This is a genomic window from Dyadobacter sp. UC 10 (genome assembly GCF_008369915.1).
In the GTDB taxonomy this organism is placed as follows: domain Bacteria; phylum Bacteroidota; class Bacteroidia; order Cytophagales; family Spirosomataceae; genus Dyadobacter.
Genome location: NZ_VSRN01000001.1, coordinates 875,699 through 887,480, shown reverse-complemented (window position 1 = coordinate 887,480; position 11,782 = coordinate 875,699). Strand labels below are relative to the sequence as shown.

Sequence of the window (11,782 nt, the reverse complement as noted above, 5' to 3'; positions counted from 1 at the left end):
TGTGGGAACAGAAAAACGCCAAGAGATGGCAGTAGCTCTTTCGCAAAGTAACGAATCACAAATCGTGCAAAAAATACGTCATTTGACGTATTTTGTATATTACAGCGGGAATTCTACCAGTACTTTGGTGCCCTCATCTGAAGAATCCAGGTCAAGCTTTCCATTCAGCTCTTCGGCTCTTCGCCTGATGTTTTCCAGGCCATAACCGGGACATATTTCGTGTCGGCAAAAGCCTTTACCATTGTCGGTAATGAGCACAGTAAAGCTGGTTTCGTCGATGGCAAGACAAACAGAAATCAAAGTTGCCTCGGCATATTTCATTGCATTGTTTATGGATTCCTGGATAATCCTGAAGATGGACGACGCAACATGCGGTGAAAGCAGCACCTCGCCGTCGCCGTACGCAACGATGTTTAGTTTGGGGTATTCCGATTCGCTCGAAATGCGGGTTAGAAGTCCGCGGACGCGCTCGGTCAACTGGCCATAGGGGATTTCCGGCTGATTGAGTACCCAGATCGTCTCCCTTAGCTGTTGAAAGGTTTCACTTGTAAAGTCGCGCAGGTCGGCCAGCTGGTTGGGCTTCACCTGGTTGTTGAAGGCCATGATGTCGAGTCGGGAGATAATGTGTGTCAACTGCGATCCTATACCGTCATGCAAATCCCTCGCAATGCGTTCACGCTGAGTTTTTAGTTGGGAATGCAGTAACGCGCTTTCCTGAGACAAAAATTTGACGGCTGTGTTGGTGTGTCTGTCAAGTTCGACATGCTTTTCGCTGGTCGATGGAATGGTTTTTGTGACGGTATGCAAGGGATAATCATGAAGAAAGGAGACGTTGGTCATAAGGTAGGAGGAGTTACGTTTATCAAATTTCATTTAACTATTTAATTGCTGCAATACTGATCATTCAGTAATTTAGGAGAAACCCTTACTAATACGATGAACGATACTCAGTCAGTTACTTTTGACTTAACCACAATCAGGAAAATATGGAGATCAGATATACTCCAATCAGAAGTAAAAGAAATAGAAGGATATTTAAGAGAAACGCCATTACTGATTGACACCCTTAACCTTCGGAACTCGTCCGTAGCCATTATCGACATTCAGACCATGCGCTACCTTTGCTGCCTGGGAGACGCTGAACAGGTTATTGGATGGAAAAACGAGATTTTGATGCAGGAAGGGGTACGGTTTTTTCTTTCCAAAATTCTCCCCTCGGACTACATTGGATTTGAAATCATGTCGGCTATGACGACTGATTACGTCTGTAAACTGGATGATCAAAAGGTCCTTTCATTCAAATCATTATTCGATTTCAGAATGGTCCGGCCAGATGGGAGTTTAACCAGGATCATGCATCAGGGAGTTGCATTGAAGCGCGATACATTAGGTAATATATCTTTTTTACTTGCGCTGATTTCGGATATCACACATTTAAAGCGTGACGGACGGCAGCACTTACACCTCACGCACGGCTCCGAAAATCTGATTTATGAAGTAAATAATGAAACAGGTATTTCCAGGAAACTTGAAAGCCTTAGTGATCGCGAACGTGAAATTGCGAGACTGATAGGTAAAAAGCTTACAAGCGAAGACATTGCGAAAAAGCTTTTTATCAGTACACACACTGTCAACACACATAGACAAAACATGCTCAAAAAGCTGGATATGGGTGATACCATGGAGCTGATCAACTTTTTAACAGTATATCAACTTCTTTAGACAGTTTGGGTCGTTTCAAATGTGCTCGTACCATTCGCCGGAATCTTTTGCCTGCGCGTTGTCCGTGTTATCGCTGATATCGTCTTCGGAATACAGCTCACTTATTTGCTGGTCGAGAAGCTTGTCTTCTTCAGCCGGCAGGTCGTTCCTATTTTTAACTTCTTCATTTTCATGAATATACTCCGGATCAAGAAATTCGCGGTAGAACATTTCATTTCTATAAACCAGCGGCTGATCGTCTGAGAAGCGCTCGTAATGCATCGAAACTGTTTCCCAGTCTTCATTTAACACAGCCGTAGTCAATTCGGGGAACCTTGCCAGCGAACCGGTATTGTATACATAGTCGAAAAGGATCCCCTTTTGTCTGGCAGACAAGGTTTCCCAATCAATATTTTCCGGCACCGCCTCAGGATGTGTGTTAACGAAGCTGGCAATCTGATCCATTGTCCTTTGTTCATATTCCGGGACAAGAACATGCTCGAAAAGGCTTCGCTGTTGTTGCTCGGTAATAAAAATCCCGCCGCGTTCAGCTACCCAGCTCGCGGCTTCATGGCCCGTTTTTTCAGCGGCGTCTATAAATGCATATGCGGTCTCCGGATCGATACCTGCGGCAGTAAGGTCCGCGTAAATTTCCTGAGGTGTGCGATGTCCCATGTCGTAACCTGGTCCGATGGTAACGCCAGATCTGCCTCCCGGAAAATGCGGGACTAAGCTTTGTCCCTGGTGGCCTATTTCCTGATGATAGGTAAAGGAATATTTTGCCATAGAAGATAGTATTTTACAATGCCGTGATACGAACGGGGTATCCGAAATTGTATAAAAATACGATTGTTGTTCATTATCTACTTGGATTTCCGCAAGTTATTTTACAACGGTTAGTGCGGCTTCACTTGCATGTACAGACCCGGATTATGGAACGGCCTTTCGATTTCCGGCTAGCAGTATAAAGAGCAGTTTAGCCAGCAAAATATACGTCAATTGACGTATTGATTGCCAGTTTTGACCAGCCTATTTTTGGCTTGTCAAAAATGCAGGGTTTCCTTTTTACCTAAACTTCAAGCAGCCATGTACAATCGTTTACCACGGCATATCATTCTGTTGTTTTCGATCCTAATATGTGGTAGCTCGATTGCGCAAACGCCGGCACGTAAGCCCGACAAAATCTTTAAAATTGACCGGACGATCATGGAGGTGCTGATTGAGGAGGTGAATAAAACAGACATTGCCTACAAGAAAATAAGCGATCCGAAGGGGCCATTATACGCCGTTCCGAAGAAAGAAGTTTGGAAGATCGTCTGGAATAATGGTGAGGTTGAGGAAATAAATTCCCCTGCACCTGCAAGTACGAAAGCCAGAAAACCAACCGATCTGATCGTCAGCAAGCAGAAAATGGAAGGGAAATTCTGGGATAAAAGTGGCTTGTATGCCGGTGCAGGAATCGGCGCAGGTCTGTCTTTTACTCCTGAATCAGCGGGACTGGTTACTGGATCCGAATCGGCATACGGCGGTGGCGTTACCGTTGGTTTTCATAAAAAGGCATTGGGGGTACAGATTCAGGCGCTCTATACGCAGGTAGGATACGGTGTCTCGGTGCCGACGGATGAAGTAATCAGCATTAAAGGCACACAATCCCAGCTGCTTTTACCTTTAACTTTTATGGCTTCCCAAAAGGCGGGTCCGGTGCGGATTGGAGTTTCCCTCGGCGCATTTGGGGTCATGCAGGTGGGGGCCGGCGGATTAAAGATCCGCCAAACGAATGGAAGCGCAACAGTGAAGAATTGCGGGACCTGTTCGGATAAGAGCTTTGGGTTTGGTGTAACCGGTGGAATAGGTGTAACGATATTGGAAGGTCCGCGCCACGCCGTTTTTATCAATGCAGACTGGTATCACAACCTGGGCAAAAACAAGGATTACAGGCCCGGCGAAACAAGCGTCAATACGCATTTAGGTTTGTTAAGCGCAGGAGTGCTGTTCCATTTTCCAGGCCAGCACTGATCAAAGATCTTGATATGAAAATGAAGTCTGGTACGATCATTCTATTTCTGGCCCTGCTCGGCAATTCCTGCGCATTATATGCACAGGAGCGCTTCTATTTTCGAAATGGCAACACATTTCCGCACCGGATCGTGGAAGCAAATGATAAGGAGATTAAATTTCTGGAACCAAAGGGTGATGCAACGATCAGGCGTGGTATAGACCGGGAGAATGTAGTTGTCGCATTTAATGCACATGGACTTTTTATCGTCATAAAAGACCTAAGTCCCGATCCGGAAATTTCCAGAAAGTCGCTTGAAAAATTCTACAATGCGACTGGCCCGTCAACAGATCTGCTGATCAAGTCGACGCCGATCGAAGTCATCCCCGCAACGATCAGGATGGAAAATGACGCCATCAATTACCTTACAGAAGACAATAAACCTGCATCCATCAATAAAAATGACCTGGTGGCCATTATTTATCAGGACGGCAGGCACCAGTTACTGAAAGATGCTGAGGAAGCCGAAAATCTGTTGAGCGCTGCCGCTGACAAAGTACTGAAATATAGCAAGCCAGCATCCAGGCGCAGTAACGTCCCGCCTGCCAAAGTCGCCGCCGCTCCGCAGCCGATCTCGGAAAAAGCCAAACAGCCTGTTTTGTCTGAGCAGGAATATAAGGAGTACCGGCAAAAATCAATTACCAAAGTAGAACAGTTCAGCGACTATCTGCAAGTGATCGTGGACAGGAGCTTTTCCATGAATGAAAGGGATTTGGCGATTAAGAATGCATTGCAGCTTTTCCTGCCTGAAACACAAATTGAGGTTTCTTCAAAAAACAAAAAAGGGGTAACAAAGCTGCCGTTGGAAATGTACCTCAAACGTCTGAAAATGCTGCCCTATGGCAACGTTCAAATCAAATGGAGTCAGATCGAATATGTGAGTGAATTGAAACAGGAGCAGGATGGCAACTATTACGGGACCATAGTTGGTAACCAAACGTTCACCGGTTATGGTGAAAAGAACCAGAATATTCTTTACAGTGACATTACAAAAAAGAGCGTTCGCGTGAAACTTGAAGCATATCAAAAGGAAATTGACGGTCAAAGCAAAACCAATTGGACGGTGCTGCTCGGGAACATCGGCGTAGTGGCTGACGAATAGTGATTCAATTATATTAAATGAAACAGTTTCTGCTTTTGTTGCTGAGTTTGGCAGCCTGCGACGTGAATGCGTTGCCTCAGCGGCTGCGTATTATCGGCCAGACCAATGATGTCCGGTCGGGTGCGAGCGTAGCAGGTGTTTCTTTTTATATCGAAAAAGAGAATCGGCGCACGTTGCTTTCATCAACAAACGAACAGGGACGGTTCAGTCTCGATTTACTTTCAGATGCAACAAAGCTCATTATAGAAAAGAAAGGTTACCGCCTGATCAGCACCGGTATTACTACATACAGAAATAAGGGAAACAAGGTCGACTTTTTTGTTAAAATACCATTGATACCACTTGATGCGCAGGCGAATGACACGCCTTATATGCAGAGCCAGCAAACGCAGTATACGGTTGAAAATGAGCAAAGGAAAAAGACTGCTATTGTGCGAAAATTCTTTGTTTCCGACGCAATCAGCGGTTCGCCGGTCAGAAATGGGACATTGTGTTTTGAGTTTACCAGAAATGCAAAAAGGGAATGCAAGCAGCTTTCGGAGGAAACGGTTATGTCTTTTGGCGAATCAGATATCGTAGGATTTACTGTTTCAGCCGAAGGTTATCAGGAATACACCGGCAACCTTATTCTCGATAAAATAGATGAAAAAGCAGGTACTTACGACATTAAACTGACACCGGAAATCACCATGCTTTCTTTAAATATCAGCGGAAATTCAATGGTTGCTTCGTGTAAACTTACAGCAGATTCGGGCAATGAAATTGTGTTGTCTCCTTTGGATAAGATGGCGTACTCGGCATTGGTGCACGCAGGCAACTATCGGCTTACAGTTTTTGACAGGAAAATGGCATTGATTCATTCAGAGCAGGTTTCTGTGGTAAAAGGACTGAATTTCATAGGGCTCGTAGTAGGAAACCGACCCGTCAGCGTTCCTGAAACCACAGTGAAAAAGACAGAAACTGAATCTGTGAAGGCAAAGGGGCTGGATTCTCTGGAAACGCTCACGATTTACTTTAATCAAAGCGATTACACCTTTAAATCAGATGAAAAGGCCAAGCTTGATGCGCTTGCAGCATGGTTGAAACAGCATCTCAACAAGAAAGTGCGGGTTGTAGGGCATACGGATAATGTCGGCAGCTCAAAGCTAAATATAACCCTTTCCGAATTTCGTGCGAAAGTGATTCGTCACTATCTACTGTCCAGAAAGGTGAGCGAAAATCAGATTTTATGGGCGGGAGTAGGAGGAAAGTACCCGGCAAGGAAAAATGATACAGAGGAAAACAAACGATTGAACAGGAGGGTGGAGATTTCAATGCTACCCTAAATCACAGATCAAAAACACTAACCGGCATAGCTTATGCGATTGATTTTTACCACCTGCCTACTGTTACTCGTCCGGACTTTGACCGTAGCGCAGACCCAGGAACTTGCACCCGCAGACATCAAGGAGATCCGTGCAGAGGCCAGGAAGGTCATAGAAGTGCAGCTCAACGACCTGCTGAACACCATTGCGCTGGACAATATTACCGAAAGCAACAAACAACTGTTGATATACGACAGCTATTTACCAAGCCAGAACCAGGTGTTTTACGGGGACAAGGCGATGGTAGAAGATGATGTTAACCCCGATAATACGATCAGGAAATCAGGGCCGGACCTGCCGATCCGCAAATACCTGGACGACCTGAAATTGTATTACAACAAAAGTCCAAAGTACAGCATCAAAATTTCCGAGGTATCGGTGGGCCAGGTGCAGCAAAAAGAATATCCGTACGTCCAGGTCACATTCAAAACACAATTCACCAACACGCACCGACAAAAAACGACCAAATACGAAAACGTATATAGGGTAGCGGAACTTCGCGCAGACAAGCCTGACAAGCAGTGGATCGTGCTCATCACGAGGATCGGTTATTATCAGCCTTCTGCAAATACAGTGGCATCCGCACCGGCCGGAACATCGACAGCGCCCGTTGTTGCAACAGCTCCTTCCCCGGTTAAAAAAACGGATGAAGTGAAAAAAATGGAGGAAGTCATAGGGCATGAAGAGCCTAAAAAAGCCGCTTCTGCCACGCCTGATAAAGCAACCGTAACAATGGTTGCAAACAAGGAGCCCGAAAATGCGGCAAAAAAAGAGGTGCCGGCAAAAAATGCAATAAAAGAGGAAGTTCCGGTGGCTGAATTGAAAAAGCCGGAAGTTGCTGAGAAGAAAGAAGCGCCGAAAACAGAACCCAAAAAGGAAGTGGCTGCGAGTGTAAAGCCAGTTGAAAAATCTCCTGAAATGGCTCCTGCCAGTTCCAAAGACAGGCGAACGGCAACGCTGAATGCAGAATTGGCCGCTCTCGGGAAAAAAGCAACAAAGTACAAACGGGAGGGCGCGCTGATGCGGGCAGGTGCGGGCATTGCGGTGGCGGCATCCGTTGCTACCGGCGTGGTCCTATACGGTGCCTACAATGATTATAAAGCGGAGATCGACAAAAAGAACGCTGCTTTTGATGTATGGTATGATACGGTTGTGGACGGAGTAGCAAATGGGGAAAAATTTAATTCCCGTACAAGTTATCATGCCAAACCCAACAGCCTCATCTCTTTCGCAAGTCCGGGGGTTTTTGTGGCCGGCGCTGGTATCATTGCGGGAGGCGTGCTTTGGTTTGTCGGCAGTAAGAGTGCGAAAAAAGCCAGGCATTACAACAAACTGCTCGAACAGAAAAGAAAGCAGCTCGTTGTTTCCCCCCAATGGAATGGTGCCCGACAATATGCAGGTTTTCATTTAACATACCAGTTTTAACGGACTAAAACCATACGAAATGATCTGCAAAGTAGTACCCATATTCGTTGCTCTGATAACCGTAGCATGCTCCATGCAAGAGCCCGCTGCTCCGACAGCGCGTTTCGAAATGATGAATGCCAGCTGCAAGGCGCCATGTCAGGTCAACTTCAAGGACATGTCGGAAAATAAGGGTGTTTACAAGTGGCAGTACGATTGGGCTTTTAAGGATAGCACGCACTTTTCGTCCGAGCAGAATCCGGTTTTGACTTTCGCCAACGCAGGGAAATACCGGATCGTTTTGACCATTAGTAATTCTAAATACGGCAGCAGCAGCACGGAAAATACTGTAACTATCATAGCACCTATCGTTCCGAAAGCGGAATTTACTATTACGGGCAACAATTGTCAGGCGCCTTGTGAAGTAAGTTTTACGAACATCTCAACTAATGCAACGAGCTACAAATGGGAATTCGGCGACAGCAGCGCAGTGAACAATGAACATTCGCCCAGGCACAAATTCAATAAAGCAGGAATATTCAAAGTAATGTTGACAGCCCTCAACGAAACTGTATCTGACACCGCTACCCATATCGTGACCATTCTGGCAGCTTCTAAACCAATAGCCGATTTCGATATTGTACTGACTGACTCAACCCGAACCGACTCTGTCGTCTATTCATTTGTCAACAAGTCAAAGTTCGCTTCCGCTTACGTCTGGAATTTTGGAGATAACAGCAAGCCCGTCGTGCTTGATTCGCCCGTGCATGCCTATCGACGTACCGATAAAGATGTTCCTTACACCGTCTCACTTACCGCCATTTCAGGTGTTTCGACGGACGAAAAAAAGAAAACCTTTTCTGTCAAAAAGAAGTAGCAAACAAAGCTCATGAGAAGAATTTTAATTCAGCTGTTATTATTGGTCAGTGTGGTGAGTTGTCATATGGAACTTCCCCCGCAGCCGGTGGCGAAATTTACTGTATCGAATGATGGTTGTACGGCCCCTTGCCTGGTGACATTTACAAGTACCTCTGAAAATGCGAAGAGCTTTGAATGGGATTTTAACGTCGCTGGTGAGCCGCTTGGTGTGGGCGCCACCGTGACCTATAAATATATGAAGGGAAAGAGATATGCTGTGAAGCTGATTGCCAAGGGTAAAGACGGAGGGAGTAGTGGGGCAACGCAAATGGTGGAAGTCAAACCCGAGCCTGCCTCGCTTCCGGAAGCTGATTTCGAATATACGCTGAGCGATGATGGAATTGCACCTTCAACAGTGACATTTGACAACCAATCGGGCAATGCAGTCACCTACAAGTGGGATTTTGGCGACCCCAATGCGACGTCTGCAAATCCGAACACGAGTACCGATCAAAACCCGAAACATACTTACAGCGCTCACGGGAAATATACGGTAACGCTGACAGCCTATAATGCAGACGGGAAGTCGGATACTCAGCAATACACTATCGAAGTGAAAGCCGAAGGCCCTAATGCGAATTTTACAATGGATAAAACTGAATGCGAGGCGCCTTGCGAAGTGAGTTTTACGAACGGCTCGATCAACGCTGATACCTATTCCTGGGACTTTGGGGATAATAGCGGGGCGAATAACGAGACCTCCCCGAAGCATAGTTATAATGTGCCCGGGACATATACGGTTGTCCTGACCGCCACCGGTGCAGGAGGAAGTGACAAGCAAACAATGACGGTGACAATCAGGGTGAAGTCAGTAAGTGCGATCCAAATTAAGAGTGAATATAATTTTCCTACTGACATTGTTTCTGATGCGAGCGGTAACATTTACGTGTGTGGGTCAACAATGGGAACGACGATTTTTGGTAATGGAATAACAGGATCAGCCGGGTATATCAGTTCGCGCAATACGGATTTCTATGTTGCGAAATATAGCCCGTCCGGCGAATGCCTCTGGGGTAACGTCTATGGAAGTGCAGGTGACGATCATGCGAGTGGCATTACGCTCGACAATGCCAGCAACGTTTATGTCACAGGTTATGTTGGCGGCGCACCCCGCATAACCGGTTTCAATTTTAGGGGAGATCGTGACGGGTTTGTCATGAAAGTGAACACGAACGGGGGATCTGGTTGGTTTAAGAGCTTTGGTGGTCCAGGGAACGATCGGGGACGTAACTTGGGCTTTTTTCAAACATCTGATGGACCCAGGATATATGTGACCGGAATAGTAACCGGTGATGGACGACAGAGTAATATCTATTTTGATACGCAGCAGCGGTCTGCCGATGGCCAGGACTTTTTTTTAGTTTTCTATGATACTGAGAACGGCGCGGTTGGACAGCCCGCAATTGGTGGCGGCGCTGGGTCGCAGTCAGTCGAGTCAATGGTCATTGACGATGAAGGAAGCGCATATCTCGTAGGCTCTTTTGAAAGTTCGATACAGTTGAATGGTTCTCGCAGCTCTTTTGGCCAATCCGATATGTTCGTGGTCAAATGGGACAAGTCCTTTTCAACGTGGCTAGGACTTGTTAATGTTGGTTATGAAGCTAATGATTATGGTTATGACATTGTTCTCGACAAAGACAAAAATATTTACATAACCGGAATGACCGAAAGTACTTCCTCATCAGGGGTATTTGATATTCTGGTGACAAAGTTAGTTGATAGCAGAAGTGGAAGTATCAGGCCAACGTGGAGTCAGTTTGGCTTTGGGTCGGGTAATGATTATGCCGGGGGTATTGAAATTAACACGAACGGAAATTTACTTGTCGCCGGTTCTTTTAGCGGGCGCGGTGGATATCCAAGATTAGATAATGCTCCATTCGAATCGGAAGGTTCAACCGATGCTATTATTTGCGAATTAAATAAGGAAAATGGGGAATCCACCGGCAATTTCAAAGTCAGGGCCGGAGGAAAGGGTGAAGATCGCGCAACTCGCATCTGTGTAGCTCCGGACGGCACAGTTTATAATGTTGGCTGGTTTCAAGGAACTGCTGCATTTAACGGCGTTGAACTGGTTAACAATGGTATCATGCCGAACACCTACATCGCCAAATACAAATACTGAAATCACTCCACATGGGAAAACCAGCAGCAAGATTAGGCGATATGCATGTCTGTCCGATGGTAACCGGGCTGGTGCCGCACGTCGGCGGTCCGGTCGCTGGGCCCGGTGTTCCGACGGTTCTGATTGGAGGAATGCCCGCGGCTGTTTCGGGCGATATGTGTGTATGTACCGGTCCGCCGGACACGATTGTGCTGGGTTCGACCGGTGTTTTTATAGGTGGAAAACCTGCGGCGAGGATGGGTGATACGTGTGCGCATGGCGGGAAGATAGTCGTGGGGTTGCAGACGGTTTTGATTGGGGAGACGTATGTTGGTAGTGGTTTGGCGGGGGCACCCCCGGGGGCTTTGGCGGTAGGATTAAAAAATATGGCTCCTGAGGTCGCGAACGCGGTTACACAGGCGGTAACCATGAAAAAGGCAGCCGATAGCGGCGTACCGTTTTGCGAAAAGTGTAATTCATAAAGAAGAAGGGATAAAGCTAAACATTGGTCTTGCATGTTGATAATTAAGAGCCAGCAAATCAAGGTAATGGAACAGGTGCTGCTGAAAAGGATAGAAGAAAACGCGCTATCCTTTTTCAAGTACAGGACCAAGAACCGGATAAGGGAGAAGGAGGCCAGAATGTATATAGGCCAAGTGATTTCAAAAGTATCGCAGTATAATATCTTTGAAGAAAAAGATATTTTGACCTTTCTGAATCTTTGTATCTTAAATGGATTGGATTTTGAGTACGAAGAAGAATATAGCTGGGCGATGGAAATTCTAGCAACCTGTAATCTGTCCGGCGGGGAAAAAGTGTACAGAATTGAAAAAGGCTTTTCTTAAACTGATCTCTGATGCCCATAGGAAGCGCAATACAGTCTTGTCCGCATGATAATTATAAGCAAGAGCAGCAGCAGCCGGACAACAAATGGATTCAATTTAATATTGAGGATCCAAAGGGTTGGCCGGTGGCCGGGGTTACATTAAAGGTAAAACTTTCAGATGGTACAATCAGAGAGGCTATCTCGGACGAAGATGGCATAGTTTACATAAGTAATGTTCCAGCAGGGGTGTGCGAAATCATATCTAATTGGAAAAATTTTGATGTTCATAGTAGTGTCTTTATAAATTAAA

General features: G+C 46.0%; 12 protein-coding genes. 10 read left to right on the top strand and 2 right to left on the bottom strand.

Annotation, left to right across the window (positions count from 1 at the left end; translation table 11 throughout):
* Positions 1–99: 99 nt before the first annotated feature.
* Complete coding sequence (locus FXO21_RS03280; RefSeq protein WP_149638755.1) at positions 100–873, bottom strand: sensor histidine kinase; 774 nt, start codon at positions 871–873, stop codon at positions 100–102.
* Positions 874–936: 63 nt separating this feature from the next.
* Between FXO21_RS03280 and FXO21_RS03275 the strand changes: the two genes are divergently transcribed.
* Positions 937–1,722: a helix-turn-helix transcriptional regulator gene (locus FXO21_RS03275; protein WP_149638754.1), complete on the top strand. Its 786-nt coding sequence runs from the start codon at positions 937–939 to the stop codon at positions 1,720–1,722.
* A 15-nt stretch (positions 1,723–1,737) separates the two neighbouring features.
* On the opposite strand, the gene FXO21_RS03270 is transcribed toward FXO21_RS03275, so the two are convergent.
* A complete protein-coding gene (locus tag FXO21_RS03270; RefSeq protein WP_149638753.1) occupies positions 1,738–2,487 on the bottom strand; it encodes a pesticin C-terminus-like muramidase in 750 nt (249 codons plus the stop codon).
* 300 nt (positions 2,488–2,787) lie between these two features.
* Between FXO21_RS03270 and FXO21_RS03265 the strand changes: the two genes are divergently transcribed.
* Genes FXO21_RS03265 through FXO21_RS03225 form a run of 9 tightly spaced genes read left to right on the top strand, consistent with a single transcriptional unit; the run spans position 2,788 to position 11,781 of the window.
* A complete protein-coding gene (locus FXO21_RS03265; RefSeq protein ID WP_149638752.1) occupies positions 2,788–3,717 on the top strand; it encodes a hypothetical protein in 930 nt (309 codons plus the stop codon).
* A gap of 14 nt (positions 3,718–3,731) precedes the next feature.
* Positions 3,732–4,859: a hypothetical protein gene (locus tag FXO21_RS03260; protein ID WP_149638751.1), complete on the top strand. Its 1,128-nt coding sequence runs from the start codon at positions 3,732–3,734 to the stop codon at positions 4,857–4,859.
* Between the two features lie 17 nt (positions 4,860–4,876).
* Complete coding sequence (locus tag FXO21_RS03255) at positions 4,877–6,184, top strand: OmpA family protein (RefSeq protein ID WP_149638750.1); 1,308 nt, start codon at positions 4,877–4,879, stop codon at positions 6,182–6,184.
* 33 nt (positions 6,185–6,217) lie between these two features.
* Positions 6,218–7,648 (top strand): hypothetical protein, encoded by a 1,431-nt coding sequence (locus FXO21_RS03250; protein WP_149638749.1) that lies wholly within the window; start codon positions 6,218–6,220, stop codon positions 7,646–7,648.
* Between the two features lie 19 nt (positions 7,649–7,667).
* Positions 7,668–8,504: a PKD domain-containing protein gene (locus FXO21_RS03245; RefSeq protein ID WP_149638748.1), complete on the top strand. Its 837-nt coding sequence runs from the start codon at positions 7,668–7,670 to the stop codon at positions 8,502–8,504.
* A gap of 12 nt (positions 8,505–8,516) precedes the next feature.
* On the top strand, positions 8,517–10,667 hold the full coding sequence (locus tag FXO21_RS03240; protein ID WP_149638747.1) for a PKD domain-containing protein: 2,151 nt from the start codon (positions 8,517–8,519) through the stop codon (positions 10,665–10,667).
* Between the two features lie 11 nt (positions 10,668–10,678).
* Positions 10,679–11,128 (top strand): PAAR domain-containing protein, encoded by a 450-nt coding sequence (locus FXO21_RS29130; RefSeq protein ID WP_149638746.1) that lies wholly within the window; start codon positions 10,679–10,681, stop codon positions 11,126–11,128.
* A 33-nt stretch (positions 11,129–11,161) separates the two neighbouring features.
* Entirely contained in the window at positions 11,162–11,491 is a 330-nt protein-coding gene (locus tag FXO21_RS03230) for a hypothetical protein (protein WP_149638745.1), read from the top strand.
* Positions 11,492–11,502: 11 nt separating this feature from the next.
* Positions 11,503–11,781 carry a carboxypeptidase-like regulatory domain-containing protein gene (locus FXO21_RS03225; protein ID WP_149638744.1) on the top strand — a complete coding sequence of 93 codons (279 nt, stop codon included), beginning with the start codon at positions 11,503–11,505 and terminating at the stop codon, positions 11,779–11,781.
* Position 11,782 lies beyond the last annotated feature (1 nt).

What these genes read in the sequence shown, in the direction of transcription:
- FXO21_RS03270 (WP_149638753.1), bottom strand. Translation starts at nt 2,487, where the DNA reads ATGGCAAAATATTCCTTTACCTATCATCAGGAAATAGGCCACCAGGGA.
- FXO21_RS03225 (WP_149638744.1), top strand. Translation starts at nt 11,503, where the DNA reads ATGCCCATAGGAAGCGCAATACAGTCTTGTCCGCATGATAATTATAAG.
- FXO21_RS03230 (WP_149638745.1), top strand. Translation starts at nt 11,162, where the DNA reads ATGTTGATAATTAAGAGCCAGCAAATCAAGGTAATGGAACAGGTGCTG.
- FXO21_RS03280 (WP_149638755.1), bottom strand. Translation starts at nt 873, where the DNA reads ATGAAATTTGATAAACGTAACTCCTCCTACCTTATGACCAACGTCTCC.
- FXO21_RS03240 (WP_149638747.1), top strand. Translation starts at nt 8,517, where the DNA reads ATGAGAAGAATTTTAATTCAGCTGTTATTATTGGTCAGTGTGGTGAGT.
- FXO21_RS03275 (WP_149638754.1), top strand. Translation starts at nt 937, where the DNA reads ATGAACGATACTCAGTCAGTTACTTTTGACTTAACCACAATCAGGAAA.
- FXO21_RS03265 (WP_149638752.1), top strand. Translation starts at nt 2,788, where the DNA reads ATGTACAATCGTTTACCACGGCATATCATTCTGTTGTTTTCGATCCTA.
- FXO21_RS03260 (WP_149638751.1), top strand. Translation starts at nt 3,732, where the DNA reads ATGAAAATGAAGTCTGGTACGATCATTCTATTTCTGGCCCTGCTCGGC.
- FXO21_RS03250 (WP_149638749.1), top strand. Translation starts at nt 6,218, where the DNA reads ATGCGATTGATTTTTACCACCTGCCTACTGTTACTCGTCCGGACTTTG.
- FXO21_RS03245 (WP_149638748.1), top strand. Translation starts at nt 7,668, where the DNA reads ATGATCTGCAAAGTAGTACCCATATTCGTTGCTCTGATAACCGTAGCA.
- FXO21_RS29130 (WP_149638746.1), top strand. Translation starts at nt 10,679, where the DNA reads ATGGGAAAACCAGCAGCAAGATTAGGCGATATGCATGTCTGTCCGATG.
- FXO21_RS03255 (WP_149638750.1), top strand. Translation starts at nt 4,877, where the DNA reads ATGAAACAGTTTCTGCTTTTGTTGCTGAGTTTGGCAGCCTGCGACGTG.